This window comes from Psychrosphaera sp. 1_MG-2023 (assembly GCF_030548245.1).
Taxonomy (GTDB): domain Bacteria; phylum Pseudomonadota; class Gammaproteobacteria; order Enterobacterales; family Alteromonadaceae; genus Psychrosphaera; species Psychrosphaera algicola.
Window position 1 is genome coordinate 66,103 of sequence record NZ_JAUORW010000010.1, and the last position, 22,802, is coordinate 88,904.

15 protein-coding genes are annotated in these 22,802 nt (G+C 40.6%); 9 read left to right on the forward strand and 6 right to left on the reverse strand.

Features of this window, described 5'->3' with window-relative positions; translation table 11 throughout:
- Window positions 1-27: 27 nt before the first annotated feature.
- Together Q4575_RS11010 and Q4575_RS11015 are read right to left on the reverse strand one after the other, a co-directional pair.
- Window positions 28-966, reverse strand: a complete 939-nt coding sequence (locus tag Q4575_RS11010; RefSeq protein ID WP_215964109.1) for a cation diffusion facilitator family transporter — start codon at window positions 964-966, stop codon at window positions 28-30.
- 164 nt (window positions 967-1,130) lie between these two features.
- A complete protein-coding gene (locus tag Q4575_RS11015) occupies window positions 1,131-1,562 on the reverse strand; it encodes an FKBP-type peptidyl-prolyl cis-trans isomerase (RefSeq protein ID WP_303522991.1) in 432 nt (143 codons plus the stop codon).
- A gap of 289 nt (window positions 1,563-1,851) precedes the next feature.
- On the opposite strand from Q4575_RS11015, the gene Q4575_RS11020 reads away from it, so the two are divergent.
- From Q4575_RS11020 to Q4575_RS11030, 3 genes are all read left to right on the forward strand, one after another.
- Window positions 1,852-3,975, forward strand: a complete 2,124-nt coding sequence (locus Q4575_RS11020; protein ID WP_303522992.1) for a TonB-dependent siderophore receptor — start codon at window positions 1,852-1,854, stop codon at window positions 3,973-3,975.
- Between the two features lie 86 nt (window positions 3,976-4,061).
- On the forward strand, window positions 4,062-5,207 hold the full coding sequence (locus Q4575_RS11025) for an HmuY family protein (protein WP_303522993.1): 1,146 nt from the start codon (window positions 4,062-4,064) through the stop codon (window positions 5,205-5,207).
- Between the two features lie 159 nt (window positions 5,208-5,366).
- Window positions 5,367-9,605: a cobaltochelatase subunit CobN gene (locus tag Q4575_RS11030; protein ID WP_303522994.1), complete on the forward strand. Its 4,239-nt coding sequence runs from the start codon at window positions 5,367-5,369 to the stop codon at window positions 9,603-9,605.
- Between the two features lie 106 nt (window positions 9,606-9,711).
- Here Q4575_RS11030 and Q4575_RS11035 read toward each other — a convergent pair whose 3' ends face one another.
- Complete coding sequence (locus tag Q4575_RS11035; protein WP_303522995.1) at window positions 9,712-12,522, reverse strand: DUF2339 domain-containing protein; 2,811 nt, start codon at window positions 12,520-12,522, stop codon at window positions 9,712-9,714.
- Window positions 12,523-12,614: 92 nt separating this feature from the next.
- Entirely contained in the window at window positions 12,615-13,628 is a 1,014-nt protein-coding gene (locus tag Q4575_RS11040; protein ID WP_303522996.1) for a LacI family DNA-binding transcriptional regulator, read from the reverse strand.
- A gap of 214 nt (window positions 13,629-13,842) precedes the next feature.
- On the opposite strand from Q4575_RS11040, the gene Q4575_RS11045 reads away from it, so the two are divergent.
- The 6 genes from Q4575_RS11045 to Q4575_RS11070 all read left to right on the forward strand — a co-directional run bounded on the left by Q4575_RS11045 (window position 13,843) and on the right by Q4575_RS11070 (window position 20,097).
- Entirely contained in the window at window positions 13,843-14,886 is a 1,044-nt protein-coding gene (locus Q4575_RS11045) for a UDP-glucose--hexose-1-phosphate uridylyltransferase (protein ID WP_303522997.1), read from the forward strand.
- Entirely contained in the window at window positions 14,886-16,034 is a 1,149-nt protein-coding gene (gene galK, locus Q4575_RS11050; RefSeq protein ID WP_303522998.1) for a galactokinase, read from the forward strand. Before Q4575_RS11045 ends, galK begins: the two co-directional genes overlap by 1 nt.
- A 236-nt stretch (window positions 16,035-16,270) precedes the next feature.
- Complete coding sequence (galE, locus tag Q4575_RS11055; RefSeq protein ID WP_303522999.1) at window positions 16,271-17,311, forward strand: UDP-glucose 4-epimerase GalE; 1,041 nt, start codon at window positions 16,271-16,273, stop codon at window positions 17,309-17,311.
- Window positions 17,295-18,269, forward strand: a complete 975-nt coding sequence (locus Q4575_RS11060) for an aldose epimerase family protein (RefSeq protein WP_303523000.1) — start codon at window positions 17,295-17,297, stop codon at window positions 18,267-18,269. The genes galE and Q4575_RS11060 overlap by 17 nt, the downstream gene beginning before the upstream one ends.
- 195 nt (window positions 18,270-18,464) lie before the next feature.
- Complete coding sequence (locus Q4575_RS11065; RefSeq protein WP_215964119.1) at window positions 18,465-18,950, forward strand: acyl-CoA thioesterase; 486 nt, start codon at window positions 18,465-18,467, stop codon at window positions 18,948-18,950.
- 442 nt (window positions 18,951-19,392) lie between these two features.
- Window positions 19,393-20,097, forward strand: a complete 705-nt coding sequence (locus Q4575_RS11070) for a cytochrome b/b6 domain-containing protein (protein WP_303523001.1) — start codon at window positions 19,393-19,395, stop codon at window positions 20,095-20,097.
- Window positions 20,098-20,206: 109 nt separating this feature from the next.
- Here the strand turns inward: Q4575_RS11070 and Q4575_RS11075 are convergent, their stop codons facing one another.
- Window positions 20,207-20,677, reverse strand: a complete 471-nt coding sequence (locus Q4575_RS11075; RefSeq protein WP_303523002.1) for a cytochrome c — start codon at window positions 20,675-20,677, stop codon at window positions 20,207-20,209.
- A 112-nt stretch (window positions 20,678-20,789) separates the two neighbouring features.
- Window positions 20,790-22,802, reverse strand: coding sequence for a hypothetical protein (locus Q4575_RS11080; RefSeq protein WP_303523003.1), 2,013 nt, complete (start codon window positions 22,800-22,802; stop codon window positions 20,790-20,792).

Below are 22,802 nucleotides of genomic sequence, written 5' to 3' on the forward strand. Positions count from 1 at the left end.
ATGGGCTATATTTACGCTTTTATGAGCTTAGTTTTGATAGCAATTTTCCGACTCAGTTTCTGGGTCTAAACGTTTTTTGGTGATTTCTATAGTTGAGTGGTGAATTCCGTAGCGCTCCACTAGAAACGCTTTGATCGGGCTTAAATCTTGTTGATCACCAGAGGTATCAAGTTCGACATAGGCTTCTAAAAATATATTGGTATCGTCGAGCTGCCATACATGGATATGCCAGATTTTAACAACGGAATCTATGCCTTCCAGCTCAAGACAAAGTGTATCCACATCGATATTGGCAGGTACGCCTTGCATAAGTATGACCATACTTTGTTTTGCAAGTTGGTAACCTTGATAAATGACATAAAGTGAAATACCAATTGTTGCAATTAAATCAACAATATACCACTGATACAAAATAATAAGTGTGCCCGCTACCATGACGACAATAGAGGCAAAGGCATCTGATAAATTGTGAATAAAAGTGGCTTTAAGGTTAAGGTTGTTTTTTACACCTGACTTATAGGTGAGCCAGGCAGTTGCAGCGTCAATTAAAAAAGCGACGGACGCGATCCCGACAATTATCCAGCCATCAATTGGCTGAGGATTAAAGTACTTACTAACGGCCTCAAAGATTAAATAGATCCCAACTAAAACAAGGGAAGTGCTATTGATCAAGGCCCCCAAGATTTCGGCTCTTCTAAAACCAAATGTCATCTTGTTGCTCGCTGGCAATCTTGCAATTCGCCTTGCAAAAATGGCTATTAAAATTGCCCCGGCATCGCTTAAGTTGTGCAGGGCGTCGGCAATTAATGACAAGCTCCCCGATAAAACACCGCCTATAATTTGCACTATAGTGAGTAGAATATTGATAAAAACCGCTAAGCTTAATTTTCCGTCGTGATTATGGTGATGGTGGCCATGAGAATGACCATGCGAATGTAAATGACTGTGACTGTGATCATGGGGCATTAAACTGACCTTAAGTGAAAATGAAGTTTCGGCTGAATAAATCCAACCGTTGAATTATTTTAGTTTAGCCATTGTTTATCGCACCACGTAAATTAATGACAAATAAAAATTGAGTCAAATTAACGTCGACTTGTGTAGCTTCGGGCATAGTTAACTTTTGTTCGTTAAACAATTTTAACCAGCCTAATATCAAAGAACATGACTGCATTAGGTCCAATTTTGCTGCGATTACCTTTCTTGCCCCAAGCCAATTCCGGGGGGATAACAAACTCATATCGTGAACCAACCGACATTAACGGCAAACCAAGCTTTAGGCCTTCAATCGCTTCTTCTAAACTAAACTCATCGGCAAGTCCAGTCCGATAGGTATCGGCAATAACACTGCCATCCGCCAATAAAATACGTTGATTTACTCTTACCGAATCAAATAATGACGGTTTGTCGCCGTCACCTTGTTCTATGACTTTAAAATAAAACCCTTCTTCATGCCTAATAACATTTGCCTTATTCGCATATTTTTCGATGAAATTATCTGTCGCATTTCGGTTCGCTCCAGTAGAGCCTTTTGATTTTTTTGTATTTTTGTTTCTAGCCATTAATAAAGCCTTTTTACTGCTATCCCTTTGCCATCATATCTTACGGTCAATTCGATAATAAAGCTGATTTTTATTATTACGTTTTAATGTGATGTGGAATTAAATTTTTAAAACAAAAAATGTGCTACGGAAACACTATTAATCTAATTGATAATTATTCGCATTTGTATTGACATGTTGAAATCAATCAGTAAACTAATCGCAATTGAGAATGATTATCATTTAATGTTTGTGTGACGATTTATTTTTTGCGTTCAACAAAGATTAGAAGACAAAATGAACGAATAACATGTTGATAATAAAAAAGAACCTAGTCAAAAATCTAATTGTCATTAATACCAGCCTAAGTCTGATTTTGTCCCTAGGGGGATTAAGTGCTGCCGAACGTCCATCTGGTTCAGTTGGAATAAATACGGATGAAGCAGCAAATAACACTGCACTAGAAAATAAGAATGTGACAAGTGAGGACGATTTGCTTGCTGCTGTCAGCGTTGAAAATAACGCAACACCTTATGTTGAAACTCTGGTAATTACCGGCACCAGAACCGCAAAGCTGTTAAGTGACTCGCCTGTCTCTGTTGATGTCATAGAACGAGATACTTTGAAGTTAGTGACACAGGGCACATTGGCTCAAGCGCTAGAGTTTATTCCATCTGTTGTTTTGGAACGCAGCGTAAAAGACGGTTATACGGTCAAAATGCGCGGGTATGGCAGTAAACATATTGCCGTTTTACTCAATGGCCAACCGTTAATTTCACCTGCTAACGGGGCGGTTGATTTAGATCAGATCAGCGCACACAACATTGAACGAATAGAAGTCATTAAAGGCGCCGCGTCGGTGCTTTATGGCAGCTCTGCCATGGGTGGGGTCATTAATATTATTACCACTGAGGATGTTGAGCCGGTAACTCAAATTCGAACAGAAATTGGCATATACGATGCCAATGATGAGGTTAGTGTTGATAACCTTTTACATACAACCACATTATCTAATATTGGCCGTATGGATGATTGGCAACACCAAATATCGCTACAACATGTCTCTGATCCTGGCTTTGATTTAACCCCAGCTGATGTACAACAAGATTCAGGTGAACTCACCAAAAACTTTGCTAAAGCTGCGATATCTAAATCTTTTTCAGTTGTTGATTTTAGTTTGTCTTATGACTTTCTAAACGAATCCAAAAACAAAATAACGGCTAAAGTTCCCGGCCAGTCGAATCTAATTTATTACGTTTCTGATGTTGAACAACATCAATTGGGGGCTGGGTTAAGTGCATTTGATAATCACTGGCATCTAAAATCTAGGTTTATAAGTCACGATGAAACGAGTGGCCGGTCGAACAGTATTCGAGACGCTCAAATTACCTTAGGTCAGCTTGAAGGATTGTACTCTCTGCAGCATGGGAAAGTACGACCTCAGTTTGACAGCGAATATGGCGGTGAAGTGGTATTTGGATTTGCCACAAATTTTGACAAACTTGATCAGGTTAAACCGGCTGATAACTCAATTGAAGTGGCAAATGAATCCAGAAGCAGTGTAGAGCTATATAGCCAATACAACTTCATCAAGTCGGATCATCAATATCTGTTGGGGATCAGGAGCCAATATGATTCTGATTTTGGTATGCATACCGCATTACGTTTGAGCGCGATGTTTGACGTAGAAGTTGCAGGACTGCCGTTAAAAGTAAGAGGCGGTTATGGGCAAGGTTATCGAGTCCCAGACTTAAAAGAACGTTACTACGTGTTTGACCACAGCAACTTAGGTTACAAGGTTCTCGGCAACGAAGATTTAAAGCCCGAGCAATCAGATTCTTACAATTTGAGCGTTGATTATACAGGCGCGGTATTTAATCGTTCCGCAGACTTACAGTTATCTTTTGATTTACATTATTCAGAAACAAAAGACCTGATAGCGACGCGAGAAGATGCACAAATGTCTCAAGCGCAAAATCTCAGTATTTCACAATACAAAAACATAGAGAAATCAACAATCGAAGGGTTTGATATTAGTGCAGAGCTGCGTTTTCTCAATTGGAATAGCCAACTAAATTACAGCTATGTAGATGCCGTTGACCAAAGTGGCAAACGTCTTGAAGCCCGTCCGCGTCACCAAGTTAAAGCTAATATCGGGTACGACTTGCACTCGCTCGATGTTCAAACGCTACTTTATGCCGTTTATCAAGCAGATGAAGTCACGCCAGACGATTACGTCGATGCAGCGGTTGATGGGTTTACCACTCTCAACTTCTCGCTCAATCACACCATAACTTCCAATCTTCAATGGCATCTTTCGTTGCTTAATTTAACCGATGAGCACCGAGATAACCAACTGATAGATCTTGGGTATTTTGACCCAAGGCCTGTATCGAGCCGAACGATTAAAGTTGGTGTTAATTATCAGTTTTAACGGCTAAACCACTTTAGATAACCCATTAAAAAATTATAAAAAACACATAAATTTGAACAACAATTTTGTATAGGAACAAGATAGATATGAAACACTCTAATTCAAATACCCCGGCGATAAATAACACAAATTTAAAAAAGATGGCTTCGCTTTCTCTAATTAGCATGGCGTTGTTAATGGCTGGGTGCAGTTCATCTGACGATGACGAACCAAACGTTGTAGAGGACATTGTGGAAGATGAAGTTACGTCGACGCCATACGGCCCGTTTTCAACCGGGACAAGCAGCGCGCCTGTATTTGCCTACTTTGATTTAGACACTGGCACCGTATTAGAGCTTACGGAAGACCAAGCTAGCACAAATGAAGATTGGGATATTGCATTCAAGCGTACCAATATCTACCTAAATAACAATGGTACAACACCTGTTGGAATGTATTTTACTGGCAACAACAGTGGATATTACGACGCTGACGGTGCAGTAATTGTTGATACATTTGTTAATGCAAGTGCTGAAGCCGAACTGGCAGATTATGAAGCTGTATCGTTAGCTGATGTGCCAGCGGATGAAGAATTTGTAAGTGACGTAACCGAACGTATTTTGGATGGATTTTATAACTACGATACAACCACCCATGCAGTAACGGCTAAAAACGACAGTTTTTATATTGTCCAATCAGATGGCGTGTTTAGTAAGTTTAGAGTGACTAATTTGACGCAGTCTGGCTTTGGAATGTCCGACGTCACTCTAAGTTTTGGCGTACAGGCGTCTGGAGAAACTGAGTTTTCGACAGAACAAGATTTAACCTTAGATTTGGCTATGTTATGTGCGTCTGAATCGGCGGTATATATTAACTTTGCAACGGCAATGGAAGTAACATCAACGGAAGACTACGATATCTCTATTCCATGTGCTGATGGTATTGGTTCGTATCAACTTGATTTAGCGGAAACATCAACGGCAATTCAAGATTTTACAAATTCCTTTACGGGTGTCGCCGTTGAAGCGGCTACTCATTATGGCTTCCAGCCAAATGAATACACAGTAAACGCATTTAAGACTAAAAACTGGTACGCCTATAACCTACAAGGTGGCCATCAATTATGGTCACAATATGGTGTTTATATCATCAAAACAGCAACTCAAAATTACAAAATGCAAATCACAAGTTATTACGATGCCGAAGGAAACTCTGGCAATTATAGCTTTGTCGCTGACCCACTTACAGAATAAGTAAGCTAGGTTACAACTGTCCTCCGGGACTAACTAAGTTGATTCAAACGGGACAAGTTAGGGCGTTATGTTATCTTCCGCGAGATAAAAAAACGCCTTGATTTGATGAATATAAACTTAGTTAGCCCCATCCTTTATTGCCCGTTTTACAGGTTACACATGAAATATTCACTTTCATTTTTAAAAAAAATTGCTCTATTTTGCTTGACGTTGTCGTCAGTACAATCGTTTGCTGAACCACAAAATCGAGTCCAGCAAAACAGCGAGTCTGAGTTGCAGCAGGCACCACAGAAAGCACCGCAGAAAGCACCACAGAAAGCGTCTAGGTTATTGATTATAAGCTCTTCACACAGTAATCCAGCCAAAGTAAAATTGTTAAAAAAGCAGGCTGCTTCCAATAATGCCATGATGCCGAATTGGCAAGTGAGCCAAAAATCGCTGCGTTCTATTAAGTCTCCTGTAGAGTTTTTGGCCTTAATTAATCAATATCAGGTTGTCCTGTTAGACAGTGTTTCAGTGGCGGAAGCCAATAAAAGTTTTTCGCCCTATCTTCCTATAATTAATCAGTCCAAGGCCAGAGTGGTTGGTTTAAAATGGCATCAGACTTTCCAACATAAAATAGGTGTGTCTGAATTACAAAGGCAAACTCTCGACCAATATTGGGATAACGGTGGCAGTAAAAATCTTGGCAATATGTTGCGTTATTTGTCTGTTAACGTGCTCGAAGATCCCGCTACACAATCCTTATCGGTCGCATCACCGGTGATATTTCCCGATAAAGGCATTTATCATCCAAAGTTACCAAACCTTATTGTTAGCGACTTAAAACAATATTTTGATTGGCAAGCACCAAAATCGAACCAAGCTAAAATTGCGTTATTGATGAATCGTTCAGCAATAGAAGTTGAACAAACCGAGTTAATAGACACAACGATTGCGCAATTAGAACAACGTGGTGTGCACGTTGTGCCGTTTTTCTTTGCGTTAAGTCGTGGTGAAAAACATTACGATGAGTTGTTATATATCGATGGCAATGCCGCCAATAAATTAACGGCAGATGTAGACCTAATTTTAAACTTTAGAAACATTCATTGGGCTAATCAACGTAAGGTTGAATTTGAACGTTTTGGCGTCCCTGTTATTCAGGCCATGACTTATTATGGCGGTGACCAAAAAGCCTGGGAACAAGACCCACAAGGTGTTGATGCCGGTATGATGGCATTTACTTTAGTTTTACCAGAAACCGCAGGGGTTACAGATCCTATGGTGGTGGCTGCAATGGACCGCCGCAGTGGCAATATTGACATTATTGATTATCAACTAGAGCATTTAGTAAATAAGGCCGTCAATTTAACTTCCTTAAAATACAAACCCGCACATGACAAAAAAATCACGGTTTTTGTTTGGGGCGACCAAGATGTCGGTGCGTCATTTTTAAATATTCCAACCAGTCTAAGTGAAATCACTAAAACACTAAATGCGCAGGGATATGACATTCCCGCCACCGATGAGACATTTTTTACACAAAGAGTTAAAAAAATTCTAGACCCATTTTATCGGCCAGAGCAACTTCAAGGTAAACAGCTACAAGCCTTTTTAGATGACGATCTTGCAGAGCTCATGCCGATAGAAAATTACTTAGCGTGGTTTAACAAATTGCCAACGGATCTTAAAAATAAAATTAATGACCATTGGGGTAAACCACAGGATAACTTTATGGCGATAAAACGCGATTCAGTTGACTATTTTATATTGCCTCGAATGCGTGTTGGTAACATGTTAGTGATGCGTCAACCGCCGCGTTCAGATAAAAAGAACGATGAAAGTGGTATTTTTCATCAGGGAATCGTACCTATCAATCACTTCTATTTGGCAGCCTACTTTTATGCCCGTGAGTTTTGGCAAGGCGACGCTATTGTTCATTTAGGCACACATGGTTCGCAGGAATATTTAGGTGGAAAAGAGCGTGGCTTATCGATTTATGATCAAGGCAATCTAGCGGTTTGGGATACGCCCGTGGTGTATCCATTTATTGTCGACGATGTAGGTGAGGCGATGCAAACAAAACGACGTGGTCGTGCAACGGTCGTTTCTCATATGACACCGCCATTTGCCGCAGCTGGCTTGCAAGGTGATATTGTGGTTTTACATGAATTGATGCACCAATACAGCCAGTTAGATAATGGCGGTGTCAAACAAAAGACGGCGAAGCAGGTGGTAGAACAGTGCTTTACTTTAAATATCTGTAAGGATATCGCCTGGGAACAAGCCGATATTGAGAAAGACTTTGATGGATTTTTTGACGATCTGCACAGCCATATGGAAGCCCTCGCAACCGCCAATCAACCACTGGGCTTACATACTTTTGGGCAGTTACCCGAGACTCGTTTGGTCGTTAGCACCTTAATCCAAATGTTGGGCAGTAAATTTACGGCCTTAGCACAGGAATATGAGCACGATGTTGTCGGATTACACGAGGGGCTGGGGCACAATTCCGATGCTGCCAAAACCGAGTCAAACGAGCATCTTCTTGAAAACGTCGAAGTTGAAAATCTACCTGGGTTTTACACTGTGTTAAACCACGTCGTGAACGGGGTAAGAGCAGTGGACGCTGTGGACACTGTGAACACTGTGAACACTGTGAACACTGCGAATGGCGTAAACGGTAAAACCAACAACAAAAGTGAGTTACCAGAGGAATTAATAGAACACGTTAAACGTGGGCAAAGTCTTTACCAAGGATTAACACAGATAAGAGAACTGCAAAGTTTATCGGACTTTCTCAAGGGACGATATATCCCAGTAAAAACCGGTGGCGACCCCATCCGTCACCCAGAGTCTCTGCCAACAGGTTTTAATCTGTACGGATTTGACCCAGCAAAAGTACCTACTAAAGCCGCATTTGAACAAGGTAAAGAACTGATCAATCAAATGATAAGTGACCACCAAGCCAAACATGGAAAATTTCCAGACAAGATGGCGTTTTCACTGTGGTCTATCGAAACCATGCGTCATTATGGGGTGTTAGAATCCCAAGCCTTATATGCTATGGGCGTTCGACCAATTTGGTCTGAAACCGGTCGCGTTCTTGGTTCTGAAGTGATCCCGTATTCAGAGCTTAAACGACCTCGTATTGATGTTGTTTTATCCGCCACGGGCTTATATCGAGATGCGTTCCCAAATGTTATGCAGCGCCTGGCGAAAGCAGTGCAGCAAGTGGCGGAACTTAAAGAAGATAACAACCCGATATGGCAAAACAGTCAACGTGTTAAAGCCGAATTATTAGCACAGGGCGTCGAACAAGAAGATGCTGAATATTTGTCGACCGTTCGCGTATTTTCAAACCAGTCAGGTGATTATGGTTCGGGTGTTGATGGTCTGGCCTGGGCAAGTGACAAGTGGGAAAATGACAGGGCCATTGCCGACAATTATATGAACAAAATGGGATTTTATTTTGGCGCAGACAAGTCACGTTGGGGCAAAAAAATAACGTCAAAAACCGGCGAGCCGATTAACCTATATGGCAAGCAGTTGTCAGGCACCGACATCGCCTTGTTCTCCCGTTCGTCAAATGTATTTGGCATGTTAAGTTCAGACGACCCATTTGAGTATTTTGGTGGCATAAGCTTAGCGGTTCGAAACCTAGACGGGGCAAGTCCCGACATGGTGGTATCGAATCTTCGTGATGCAAATAATGTGAAAGCAGAAGATGCCTCTCGCTTTTTAGCACGCGAGCTTAGAACGCGTATTTTCCATCCACGTTGGATTAAGGAAATGCAGAAAGAAGGTTACTCCGGTGCTGTGTCGTTAAGCAGTAGAATGGATAACTTTTTTGGTTGGCAAGTCGTTGACCCTAACTTGGTTAGAAGTGATCAGTGGGACGAATATCTAGACATCTATGTAGATGACAAACTCAATTTAGACCTAGATGAATGGTTTGAAAAAACCAATCCAGAAGCTCTCGCCCGTATGATGCAACGTATGTTAGAAGCGCAGCGTAAAGACTATTGGCAGGCAAATGACGAGCGCTTAGAAACGCTAGTCAAACGGTACAGTGAGTTTGTCGAAAAATATAATCTATTTGTCGATAATGAAAAGCTTAAACAACATGTCACCGAGTTAGCTGCTGGCTATGGGTTAGCCGCACCGCAGTTTTCTGCTGATGCATCGCAGGTAAAAACAGATCCAACTGATGTACAGCCACCAAAGGCAGCAGAAAGCAGCACAAGTGAAGTTGAGCAGGTCACAGGCCAAAAGCTTGAGCTGCAACCGCAAGCGACGGAATCTGAACCAGACTATTCATATCTATTCAGTATCTTAGGCGTTGTTCTTATTATTTTAGGAGGCATGTATTACGAAGTGATCAAGGGCAAGATGTTAATGGCCCGCAGGCCATAAAACGTCATTTTTAATTTAAAAATGGCAGCGCCACATTGGTTGTTTAGTTTAAAGTTAATTTTTAACGAACATAACCAATGTGGACCTGTTTTATTTTGCGCTTATGTTAGGTCTCAGTTTCCGATCCATTAACACCGGCATTAACGGGTTTGAGTTTTTGAAACAACCAACCAATTGCCACTAACGACAGTCCAAGTCCAATAAAGGACAACGCCCGATAAAGCCCCTGTAAATGTGACATGTCAATTAAAAACGCTTTGAGGATCACAAGTGCTAAACAACTAAAACCAACATTTCTAAGTGTGAGCCGCTGTTTGGTTTGGGCTACAAATATCATGATTGTCGACAGCACCAACCAAACAATGGAATAGGTATAAACCTCAGCTTGGGCAAAAGGTTGCTGGAGATACAAATACCCTTGATTAAATACGATTCTAATCTCGCCGTTTACAAACATAAATGCGCAGATCCCCATTATTACAAATATCGCTGTTTTGTAAGATTCACTTATTAATCCCAATTTATAATAGCTAAATAGCAGTCCGGCGGGTAATGCCCATAACACGATAAGCCAGTTTGCAGCAAAGCTTCCGACATATTGGTTTTCGACAAACGGGTTGTTTAAAACTGAAATATCGAGGTGTAAAAGTGTTACGCCAAAATAAAGGGCAGTTGCGGCGATAACATAGAGTTTTGATAACCGATTACCCGGCTCTATGGCAGGTTCGTCACGACTAGATTCTGTATTTATTGGAGTGTTTGAAATAGTCGCACGCCAACGATAGACACCTGCCAGTATTAGCCAATTGAAGGCCAACACGGTTGATTCGACAAAGCTTAAGTTTGAAAAGTTTGGATAGTCGCCAATTAAGAAATAACTTGTTTCTGTTGTTAGCAACAGCGCAACAATATGAATAAATACCCCATGTAGCCAAGGTTTTAATCGCAGGGATTGATTGTATTTAGCCGTAAACCAAACCAAGCCTAAAATCAGCGGATATATAACAATTGTCCAATGAATATTTAGTATGGTTTCGTCTTTATAATTTGCTAACCAAGGGGCAAAGGTCAATCGCGTGGTAACAATTAGAAGTGCGACCTTGGATAACCAATCTGGAATTTTAACCTGATATTTCCAGCTTAAGTAACTCATTGTCGCAATCTGCGACGCAATCGCTAGGGTTAAGGTACTGGCTTCTAATAACATAGTAAAACAAAGCGTAATCACCAGGTTGGTTAATGTAAGATAAGTCAGTTTGTGTAAGGTTGAGTCGACTTTGGTTGCGACTAAACTGCTTATTGCGCCAATAATCAGCAGCTCTGCGGCCCATAGCGGATACAACACCGATTCCGCGGCAGAGGGTGCTGCAATATAGCTGATCCCAAATAAAGCCAATGGTGTGACAACGAGCAACAACAAATAGCTATGTCTTTTGGGGTGGCGTTTAATCATATAACCACAAAATAACATGCCCACTAACACCGCGAGTTGAACATATAAAAACCGACCCGAGAATGGAAACAAGTTGTCGTCAAAGTTAATGCCTTTTGGCCAAAGGCTAAACGAAATAAAGGCAATGAACAGCCCAAAATATGGCCAAGTATCTAAGGCGCTATGACGTGAAGCCGCGACAAAAAATACACTTACAACGACAATATTGGTCCAAATAATAAAGTCGCTTTTTGCATGTAACGCTAAAAATACAGCGACTAATAGGGTGGTTAATACAACTACCAACTGTTCGCGTCTTGGCATAAGCAGTTGCTTAATCGTTAACGCTTGATACAGCGTATGCTGCAGTTTCCAGCCGAGTATCGTGGCCAAAACATATAAGTACAAAGTGACAACAGAAAATAAAACAACAGGCCAGAAATCACTGTTTTTAGCCATTAACACAGCGACTACAAACCAACTAAAATGGCCAACACAGCTTTGCCACCACAACCATTTCTGTTTTACCGTTTCGGCAACCCATAGTGCTGATAGGGAAACAAAACCAATATAGGCAAGAAGTGCCGCAACATTGTTTGAACCGGTTGATACGAGTGCAGGAACTGCATATGCGCCAATCACGCCGATGCCCGCCAAAATCGGACCAAACCTCAGTGCAAGACCGGCGGCGGCCAGTGAAATTATGGCCAAAATAACAAATGCGATATTTGCAGGAATAAAGTGATAGAAATCAAACGAAACTAACGTCATCGCAAAACAGGTGATAAAACCGCCACTAGCAATTGCTGCGGAAATAATAGGCGATGTAATATGAAATTTGGCTTTGTTTCTATCAATATATTCAGCCAATCCAATTAAAGAAATACCAAACAAACTCCCCATTATGACCCGAATACTTGGCGGTAATAATCCCGCTTCGATTGAGTATTTTGCTAAAAAGATACCGCCAAAAGCCAATATGATGGCACCAAGCCAGAATAACCCATTGCCACTTAATAGTGTGTCGATACTGAATCCTGAAGCATCGTTATCCATGTTGGTTTGCTGTTTTGTTGTTTGCCCCGGTGTCGATGGCCTTGCTGCATCTGTTGCTGGTGACTGCACCGCCGCTTGATTTGAACGATCGTTATTTGCCCAGGGATTCGTTTGAGTTGCTTCATGCTGCTGGCTTTTTTCAATAGCTGGCGGAAGCTCAAAGCTCATAGCGGCGGGGGTTGGTTGTGCAGGCGTGTTATCGACTAAACCTTCGGTATTCTTTGTTGGTTTAGGCTCATCGCGATCTTTGGCCGCGAGTATCGCGGAAAGTTCCAGTTTTCGAATCTTATCGTTTTGAAGGTTAACTAGGTCATTTAACTTCGTTATTTCGATTAAAAGCCGTTTTACATTTTTCCGGTCTTTTAATACGACAATTAAGCCAATAAATAAAAATGTGTTAAATAAAAACTCGAACAATGCCGCATCCATACATAGTGATCCAAAAACCAATTTGAACCTGTAAGACTACCGATAATAAAGGACTACGTAAAGCAGCTGCTACTGAGCAATTAAACCTGGAATTAGCGGCTTTTGTTACGAATTGTAGACTCTCGTGTCACTAAACTCGGGAGATATTTAAGACCTTCGGGGGCTGAATATTGCTCAGGTGACTCCCTATATTCAAGTGCCAATAACGCCGCATTTGCAGCCATATCTTCAATTGGATAATTTAATGTGGTCAATTTAGGCCGCGAATATCGAGACAGTAAAACATCATCAAACCCGATCACTGAAATGTCCTGGGGAACACGAAAACCGTTGTCTTCAAACGTAGAGATCGCACCAATGGCCATGGCATCGTTGTAGACAAATAAAGCGGAAAACGGAATGTTTTGTGAGAGTAACTCTTGAGCGGCTATTTCACCACCTTGGAGGGTAGGCTCTTGTTTTGCGATTAATTTGTTTTCTAATGTAAAACCAGCATCTAGGATACCGTCTTTAAATCCTTGAAGGCGTAATAAAGGATCGTCAATTTCGTATTGGCTGGTAATACAGGCAAAAGAGTTATGCGCCATTGCTAATAAATGGCGTGCGGCAAGCTTTCCACCTTCCGCGTTATCAAGCCAGACACAACGGTGTTTAATCCGTTCGATAAATCGGTCAATGAGTATTAATCCCGGCACCCGTTTTGATAATTCAACAAGCTCGTCGTCACTTAATTTTTTACTGTGAATGACCACAGCATCACAACGTCGTTCCAATAATAAGTTTATTGCCTGACGTTCAGAACTTTCACTTATCAATCCCGTACTTAACAGGACTTGCATGTTTTTTTCACGGGCAATTTTGTCAACACCGTGGGCGAGGGAAGCAAAAAATGGGTCAGTTAAATCAGGGATCACAACACCAATGGTGGTATTTTTTTGAGTCACTAAAGCACGGGCATTGGCATTAGGCATGTAGCCAATTTCCTGCATGATTTTTAATACCCGGTTTCTGGTTTTTTCTCCGACCTTAGGGCCCTTATTTACAACCCGAGAAACGGTGGCGATGGACACGCCTGCTATTCTTGCGACATCTTTTATTGTGGACATTGAAAACTGATTTAAATCCGCTGGTTAACCCGATGCCGGCCATCATACCTCTAAGCCTTTCGTTATTGCAAAAAGTTTGTCTTGCGACACCAACGGTCAGTTAATTGTTATTGGAGATTTAAAAATTATTTTCAAAAGTTAATTGACGTTAAAAATGTAAACGTTTACCCTAGTTCCATATTCATCGTTAATAAAACCAAAACGAGTGTTAAAAATGGCTAATGAATTTGATCCAACTGAACATCCACATCGTCGTTATAATCCATTAATTAATGAGTGGGTGCTGGTTTCTCCACACCGTGCGAAACGTCCTTGGCAAGGCCAAGTTGAAACGTTAGACGAAGACCAAAAGCCGTCTTATGACGAAAAGTGCTTTTTGTGTTCAGGTAATACTCGTATTAATGGTGAAGTGAATGACAAATATGAAAAAACGTTTGTTTTTCAAAATGATTTTGCAGCCTTAAAAACGGATACACCGCAGTTAGAAACAAACGACCCATTATTTAAAATGGCAACAGAGCAGGGCGAAAGCCGTGTTATTTGTTTCTCGCCAGATCACAGTAAAACATTGCCTCAATTGTCAGTTGCAGAAATCACCGAAGTTGTGAAAACCTGGCAGGACCAATGTGAAGATTTAGGTAAAACCTATAACTGGGTACAAGTGTTTGAAAACAAAGGTTCAATGATGGGATGTTCTAATCCACACCCACATGGACAGATTTGGGCGCAACAACAATTACCGACATTAGTTGAGAAAAAACATAATGCACAAGCCGAATACTTAAAAGCACATGGCCGTAATTTATTAGCTGATTATGCTCAACGTGAAGTAGACGCTGACGAACGTGTCGTTGTCATAAATGATGACTGGGTTGTGGTTGTTCCGTATTGGGCTGGTTGGCCATTTGAAACGTTATTATTACCTAGATTCCCAATTCAACGCATGACTGAACTAACGGCCGAGCAGCAAGTTACGCTGGCGGATATTATTCAACAGATCACGATTCGTTATGACAATCTATTTAATTCGTCTTTCCCATATTCAATGGGCTGGCATGGTGCACCATACGACGGTGAAGAACATGCTGAATGGACGTTACATGCAAGTTTCTTCCCACCACTTTTACGGTCAGCAACGGTTCGTAAGTTTATGGTTGGTTATGAAATGATGGCTGAGTCGCAACGTGATTTAACTGCTGAACAAGCCGCAACACGTCTAAAAGACGTTTCTTCTGTACATTATAAGGCGGGCGCATAATGTCTCAACAAACAAACTTAACTGAAATTTTTCAACAGCAATACGGATACCAACCGGCAGTCATTTGTCATGGTCCTGGACGAGTTAACTTAATCGGTGATCACACTGATTACAACGATGGCTTTGTATTGCCAGCGGCTATTAACTTCGGTACTAACATCGCAGCGTCAACTCGTGATGACCAAACAGTGCGTGTGTTAGCGGTAGATTGTGACGGCGAAAGCGCTGAATTTTCGTTAACAGACATCAAATTTGATGAAGACAAAATGTGGTTGAATTATGTTGGTGGTACTTTGTTAGCACTGCTTAAATCCAACCCAGAAATTAAAGGTGCTGACCTCGTTGTCACTGGTAACGTACCTCAAGGTGCTGGACTAAGTTCTTCAGCCAGTTTTGAAATTGCGATTTTAAAAACATTCAGCGAATTATATCAGCTAGGTCTAGACGGCGTGAAAGCGGCGCTAATGGGGCAGCAAGCAGAAAACGAATTTGTAGGTTGTAACTGCGGCATTATGGATCAACTTATTTCTGCGATGGGTAAAGAAAGCAATGCGATGTTATTGGATTGCCGAAGCTTAACGTTTAAACATGCACCAATTCCACAAAATATGGCATTGGTTATTATCAATTCTAATGTAAAACGTGGTCTTGTAGACAGTGAATACAACACGCGTAGAAAGCAGTGTGAAGCGGTAGCTGCGTATTTTAATAAGCCAGCGCTTCGTGATGTAAGCTTAGCAGAATTAGAAGCGGCGCAGTCAGATATTGAACCTGAATTATACCAACGTGCTAAACACGTGGTTACTGAGAACGACCGAACAGAAGCTGCCCTTGTTGCACTGCAAGCAAATGATATGGCGACAATGAGTGAATTAATGCGTAATTCACATTTATCGCTTAAAAACGATTTTGCGGTCACAACGCCAGAAATGGACTATTTAGTGGATATCGTTCATCAAGTTTTAGGTAACAAAGGTGGCGTTCGAATGACGGGCGGTGGTTTTGGTGGCTGTGTTGTCGCGCTTGCACCAAATGACCTAGTTGACGATATTAAAGCAACGATTTCTGAATTGTATCAATCACAATCGGGATTAGTTGCAGACGTTTATGTGTGTGTTGCCAAGGATGGTGCCTTCCATTCCAAATAGAAATAAAAATAAAAGTAACGGGGACAGGTGATTTGGTAAATTACACTAGCCTGTAATATCGCTAAATTGTCCCTGTTGATGTTTTGTGTGTGTGAGTTCTGGAGTATTGTGTTTATTGTAAAGCGTAGATGGATTTGCGTTGTTACTTTATTTGCCGTGCGTTTCAATACTCCAGAATTTCACTTCAAAATCAACAAGGCCGGCTCTCGGCCTTTTTAATGTTAGATGAGTCCAACATGAAAATTCTAGTTACAGGTGGTGCCGGATATATCGGTTCACATACCGTTTTATCTCTTCTTAATAAAAATTTCGACGTCGTTGTCTATGACAATTTATGTAATTCAAGTGAAGAATCACTCACTCGTGTTAAACAGCTTACTGGCAAAACAGTCGAGTTTATTGAAGGTGATATTCGCGATAAAGAAAAATTAAGTTCGGTGTTTACTGCACACAAGATCACGTCAGTTATCCATTTTGCGGCGTTAAAAGCGGTTGGTGAATCATCTCAAATTCCACTGAGTTATTATCAAAACAATGTGCATGGTTCTATTTGTTTATTAGAAGTCATGGAAAAATTTGGGGTACAGGACTTTATTTTCAGCAGTTCAGCCACAGTATATGGAGAGCAAAACACAGCGCCATATGTTGAAACAATGACATTAGGCCGGCCTTCAAGTCCTTATGGCACGAGTAAAGTCATGGTTGAAAATGTAATGGCAGATTTTGCGTTAGCAAATAATAAATTTAGAGGGGTATCTCTAAGATACTTTAACCCAATTGGCGCCCATGAAAGTGGTCAAATTGGCGAAGATCCAAAAGGTATTCCAAATAATTTATTGCCGTTTGTAGCACAAGTTGCTGTTGGTAAAAGAGAGAAGCTAAATATATTTGGCGACGATTACCCAACTAAAGATGGGAGCTGTGAACGCGATTATTTACATGTAATGGATTTAGCTGAAGGCCACGTTGCTGCATTAAATTGGTTACATAAACACGATACCTTTGCGGGTGTTGAGGCGTTTAATTTGGGGACTGGACAAGGTATATCCGTGTTCCAAATTGTTAACGCATTTGAACAGGCGACCGGACAAACGATACCGTTTGACGTTGCGCCACGTAGGGCAGGCGATTTAGCGGCTTTTTGGGCAAATGCCGAAAAAGCGAATACAGAATTAGACTGGCAGGCCAAACGTAATTTAGACGACATGATGGTAGATACGTGGCGTTGGCAGTCTGGGAATCCAAACGGGTACAGAAAAGATGACGGAATTAGTTAAAACAGTATTGAAAAATGACATCGGTATGGAAGTGACTTTAGTCAATTTTGGCGCGAGGATCACTTCGGTAAAATACCCTGTCATTGATAAGTTGCAGGAAATGCTGGTCCGTTACGACACAACCAAAGAGTTTGTATCGGACCCATTTTATCTTGGCGCTACGTGTGGCCGAGTGTGTAATCGAATTGAAAATGCTAAATTTGAAATTGATGGGCAACAATATACGTTACCTGCTAATGATGGAGATAACTGCTTACACGGCGGTGATGACAACATTTCGTTGCAATATTGGCAGCTAGAGCAAGACAGTTTGACCGCGCAGTATGCTAAATTCACTTTAGATGTCAGCGACGGCCACAATGGTTTTCCTGGCAATGTGCAACTGGCGGTGACCTATCAACTTTCTGAAAACGGCGCGTTGACCATTGATTATTGGGGAATAACAGATAAAAAGACGCCTCTTAATTTAACCAATCACGCTTACTTTAATTTAGGTGAAAAGAGCTGTTTTGATCTGCAACTCAAGTTATCAGCAGATGGCTTTTTAGAACGCAGTTCTGCGGGTATTCCAACGGGTGAATTACTTAATATTGACGATATGGGCGTGGACTTTGCCGCAGGCCGTTCAATTGCTGAACTAATCGATTTAAATAAATTTGCTCAAGTAAAAAATGAAGAGGGCTTCGATACTTGCTTTGTTTTAAAACCTGAAAGTGAAATTAAAGCCGAACTTCGTTCTGTTAAAAATCGAGTTAAAATGACAGTGATGACGGATCAGCCATCGATTCAGCTTTATACCGGTAAGTTTTTAGATGATCCATTCAGGCCTTATCAGGGGGTTTGCTTAGAATGCCAGGATTATGTTGATGCCACAAATCAACCGCATTTTCCTAGTATTTTATTGTCACCTGGTGAAGAGTATCAGCGTCAGATAGTTTATAAATTTAGCGCTTATTAAACGTCGTTGGAAACAATTGATTGGCAAAATGCAAACCAATATTGAACCGAAAAGTTTAAATATTGGTTTGGTTATTACTAAATTTACAGCAGTATGAAAAAACCAGTTGTTAGTTATAACTGTTGGAAATTGTTCATTTATAATTTATTAGTATATTCTTTTCAATATCTGAACCAAATTATGAAAGAGTGAGTGATGAGTCAATCACAACGTGATATTAAACTGAGATTTTTAGCTGAACCGCAAGATGTTAACTTTGGTGGCAAAGTGCATGGTGGTGCGGTAATGAAATGGATTGACCTTGCAGCTTATGCGTGTGCCGCTGGTTGGAGTGGTCGATACTGTGTTACCGCTTATGCTGGTGGCATTCGATTTGTGGCACCTATTCATGTGGGTTCATTAGTTGAAGTGGCGGCTAAAGTGGTATACACAGGTACTTCCTCAATGCATATTGCAATTGAAGTAAATGCCTGTGATCCAAAGTCACTTAATCGCAGAACAACTACAACCTGTATCGTTATTATGGTGGCTGTTGACCAAAATGGTCAGCCAGAAAAAGTTCCGCAGTGGGAACCAGTAGAAGAAGAAGACATTGTTCAACGTGAATCTGCTATTCGATTAATGGATATGCGTAAAGAAATCGGCGAAGAAATGCAGTGTTTTCATAACAAAATTAGCTAAAAATTCTTCTAAACTCAGTTTTAAAATTCAACAGGTAAGTCTATGCCGGATTTACCTTGTTGAGCTTAATGTTTTCACCATTAGCAAAGCAATATTTAGTAAGTTAATTTTACCTTAACAATATTGTTTAAATAATTGTGAATTCACGGATGAAAAATTATCAATCAGTGGTTGAGTCAATATTTGCTATCCGCTAGAATTTAAAGGTATACAGCTTTGAAACGACGGTGGATTTAGTCCGGCGTTAGGAATGTGTTTTGTACCATCTCCCTCGGTGGTTCCCTTGCCGGTGGCTCGCTCGGGAACTACCACTCAACTCCATTTCCAGAACTATTACCTCTGCGACTACTCTTAACTTTCATTTAAAACCACTTCAGTTAAAATAAAGTCATTCTATTTAGCGTTTATTCGTTAATTTTTTACCTGTTGTTAAGGATACAAAATGGCACCTGGCGTACTGATATGGGATCTACCAACACGATTATTCCACTGGCTATTAGTTTTGTCGTTTTCTGCGAGTTTTATTTTTGCAAAATTGGGTAGCGAGTTTATCGACTGGCATTTGCGAAGTGGATATGTTGTTTTGGCCCTTTTGACATTTCGCCTAATGTGGGGGATTGTTGGGACTCGCTATGCTTTATTTAAATCGCTAAATCTTAACCCTCAAGATATTTGGCGCTATGGGCGGTCTTTAGTCAACCCAAAAGTAAACGATAATTTGACTAAAACATACGCAGGCCATAACCCGCTTGGTAGTTTGATGGTGGTATTTTTGTTATCTGCAATCGCCATACAAGCTGTTAGTGGCTTGTTTATGGATGATGAGATATTTACCACAGGACCTTATTCAGGGGCGTTAGGAGACTCGGTAGATGCCGTTATGTCGACTATTCACCATAATCTAATTAATGTCATTCTCGTGGCTATTGGATTTCATGTATTTGCGGCGTTTTATTATTTATTCCGCAAAAAGCAAAATTTAATCAAAGCGATGTTTACAGGCCGTAAACTCGAAGAAGGCATTGTACAAGAACATCAAATTCAACACTCTAAGCTGGTTATTGCGCTCGTCGTCGTAATCGTTGCGGTCTTGTTTGTTTATTGGCTCGTTGTGTTAAACGCGCCTGTAATTGAAGAGTGGTATTAAATTTACCTAAGCAGACAAATGAAGTGTAGCAGGGCTCGGGAGAGTTGAATAAGTGGTACAAGATATTCACGTACCACTTAGTTTCTATCGACGTTTATGTAAACGACTATTAATCTTGTTTGTAGACGTCGTGACAACCTTTACAGCTTTTTCCAATTCCACCGATTGCCGATTTAATGGCGCTTGTGTCGCCAGACTTAGCTTTTTCAGCAAGTGTGCTTGAAGCATTAATTAGAGCTTGAATTTTTTTGTCAAAATCAGCTCTGTCTTCCCAGACTTTATCTAAAGCTTCTGTTTTAACATCAAACTTTCGCGTATCAACCGAGGTATAGTCGTCGATCATATTAGCAAGTTGGTTAATACGAGTTGCATTTTTTTCGACAGTAGCAGCATCTACCGGGATCTTACCTTTGGCCATTGCACCTAATGAGCCCATATTACTCGCAATTAGCTGAAACATCGCTTGGCGCCATTCAACGGCTTTGTTTGCTTGTTTTTGAGAGCTTGCTGGCTCTGCAATAACACTTGCAGCTGACGCAGTTAATAAGGCGGTAATTACTAATTTTGATCCAAATTTCATCTGTTTATCCTATTTAGGTTTTAACAACGCTATTTATAACTAGACTTTATCTATTTGTAAATTCTACTAATACATTCAGGTTTTACCATAATAAATTGAACAATTGCACCACTTATTTTAGTAGTAACAATTCAGATGGTCCGTTGGCTTTTGCTACGGCGTATAGATAATTGTCGTCGATATCAGCGATGTGTTCATTAGGTTCAACGGGAGCGGGCCGTTTTTGACCGTCGATATATACCATATGCTCACCATTAGCCATTTTAAAATAGAGAATATTATCGTCTGCTAATAATTCAGTAACCCGAAAGTTTGTATTCAACAGCAAGGTTTGAAAGGGGCGTCTATGTTTCCAAATTCCTAACTTTGTCTGATGTGAATAAATTAGGTTATTATCGAACTGCGCAATATTCTTGGCGGTTGCAATATATTGTGGCGGCGCATCTAAGTCGAATGTATTTGCTTGCAGTACTTTATCAATGCCGTCGATCGTGGAATGTAAAAATAGTTTGTTTGAGATAAATCGAGGTTGATCGCCCTCTATGTATTGAGAGTTATCGATATCCACTCGTTGTCCTATAATATTTGCTAAAACAATTTTGTGGTCTGACTCAATCGCCACTTGGTTACCAGTGGGATCTATTGACATATTTACTGCGGCAAATTGTTCGGGGATGTCTACGATTGGCTCGAACGACTTTTTATTGCTATTCCATGTCGATAACTGGGTAAACTCTGGGTTACGGGTGTCCTTAAACAATAAACCTAATTTTGGGTGTTTTTCTAAAAAGGTAATGTCAGAAGGCAGTTCTATTAATTTTTCACGAAAACGGCTATTCACCTCGATTTTAGACAAGGTACGAGTATTTTTGTTATCGCTGATCACCACAACGCCATTTTTTGTATGGATAGGTGAATGAAAGCCAGCGTATAAATTGTAATTTAGTTCGAGTTCTTGTTCGGCAACAAGTATGTCTTTCTCCCACGTAAATTTCATTAAGCTATTTTTAGTATGTTTGACGATGAGGTCCTTGCCATTCCAAGCAGCTGATTTGAGAAACTCAGTCGAGGTTATCTGCCAAGTTGTCTGCCAGTTACTTTCAATAGAGGTTTTAATTACATTTGTGGTTTGCCAATCGGAAGTGGCCAAAAGGAAAACTTCCGGCGAATTTTCATGGGTAATGATGTTGTAAATCGTTTGACCAGCTAGTTCTGGAAATTCGATGGCTTTACACGCCTGCCCAGTTAAATCAGCAAATGAGACCCGATTACCCGATGAACCTAGGCTGGCATTTGTTAGCAATAATTTGTTTTGTTTATAGAGAGATAGGGAGTTGGCAATCGCTTTTTCATTGCATCGAAAAAGGTTAATCATACTTAATATTTCTAGCTCTGTTGACAACTCCACTTGTTTTACAAAGCAGTCATGCTGATTAACAGCCCGAAATAGGAGTTGATATTCAGATAACCAAACCGGCGAATATAATGAGCCATTATCCACCATCTTAATTTTTGTATCGTCGAGTCGATTTATTATTTTTAGCTCGGTAAATCTCCCACTTTTCTGGGGCGATGCATATGCGACGAGTTTTTGACTTGGACTAATCGCCACCTGCTGAATTAGCTTGGGTTCTGCTAACAATGTTTGTGAAGTTTTTAGTTGAGCAGGTAAGGTTATCTTTTGATTAAACCGGTCAGGCAAATAAACCGCTAACATAACAATCAGTGATGCGCCTATTATAAGGTTAGTAACTAAAGAGCGGGGTAGATGAAAATCAAGCGTTGGATTGTTTGATGTTTTAGCAATAGGACCGGTCAGAATATAACCCCGTTTATGTTTGTTTAGTATTTTAATTTCTAAACAGCCAACCGTTCGTAACTTAGTACGTAAGTTAGAAATGACCCGCGTAATTACGCCTTCACCTAGGTATCGATTATTCCAAAATTGATGTAAATCTTCGTATGTGACCAGTTTATCTTTGTTTTTGATGAGATGAAGAAATACGAGGGACTCTAAATTATCTAAGTTACATTTTACTTTACCGTTAACAATTAAATCGGCAGTGTGTAGACAATAGATACAATGTTTCTCTAGCTGAAAAGACGCGTCTTCGTCAATTAACAT

Excerpts from the sequence above, each read along its gene's own strand:
- Q4575_RS11080 (WP_303523003.1), bottom strand. The coding sequence starts at position 22,802 with ATGTTAATTGACGAAGACGCGTCTTTTCAGCTAGAGAAACATTGTATC.
- Q4575_RS11075 (WP_303523002.1), bottom strand. The coding sequence starts at position 20,677 with ATGAAATTTGGATCAAAATTAGTAATTACCGCCTTATTAACTGCGTCA.
- galE (WP_303522999.1), top strand. The coding sequence starts at position 16,271 with ATGAAAATTCTAGTTACAGGTGGTGCCGGATATATCGGTTCACATACC.
- Q4575_RS11035 (WP_303522995.1), bottom strand. The coding sequence starts at position 12,522 with ATGGATGCGGCATTGTTCGAGTTTTTATTTAACACATTTTTATTTATT.
- Q4575_RS11040 (WP_303522996.1), bottom strand. The coding sequence starts at position 13,628 with ATGTCCACAATAAAAGATGTCGCAAGAATAGCAGGCGTGTCCATCGCC.
- Q4575_RS11025 (WP_303522993.1), top strand. The coding sequence starts at position 4,062 with ATGAAACACTCTAATTCAAATACCCCGGCGATAAATAACACAAATTTA.
- Q4575_RS11065 (WP_215964119.1), top strand. The coding sequence starts at position 18,465 with ATGAGTCAATCACAACGTGATATTAAACTGAGATTTTTAGCTGAACCG.
- Q4575_RS11070 (WP_303523001.1), top strand. The coding sequence starts at position 19,393 with ATGGCACCTGGCGTACTGATATGGGATCTACCAACACGATTATTCCAC.
- galK (WP_303522998.1), top strand. The coding sequence starts at position 14,886 with ATGTCTCAACAAACAAACTTAACTGAAATTTTTCAACAGCAATACGGA.
- Q4575_RS11045 (WP_303522997.1), top strand. The coding sequence starts at position 13,843 with ATGGCTAATGAATTTGATCCAACTGAACATCCACATCGTCGTTATAAT.
- Q4575_RS11060 (WP_303523000.1), top strand. The coding sequence starts at position 17,295 with ATGACGGAATTAGTTAAAACAGTATTGAAAAATGACATCGGTATGGAA.
- Q4575_RS11010 (WP_215964109.1), bottom strand. The coding sequence starts at position 966 with ATGCCCCATGATCACAGTCACAGTCATTTACATTCGCATGGTCATTCT.
- Q4575_RS11020 (WP_303522992.1), top strand. The coding sequence starts at position 1,852 with ATGTTGATAATAAAAAAGAACCTAGTCAAAAATCTAATTGTCATTAAT.
- Q4575_RS11030 (WP_303522994.1), top strand. The coding sequence starts at position 5,367 with ATGAAATATTCACTTTCATTTTTAAAAAAAATTGCTCTATTTTGCTTG.
- Q4575_RS11015 (WP_303522991.1), bottom strand. The coding sequence starts at position 1,562 with ATGGCTAGAAACAAAAATACAAAAAAATCAAAAGGCTCTACTGGAGCG.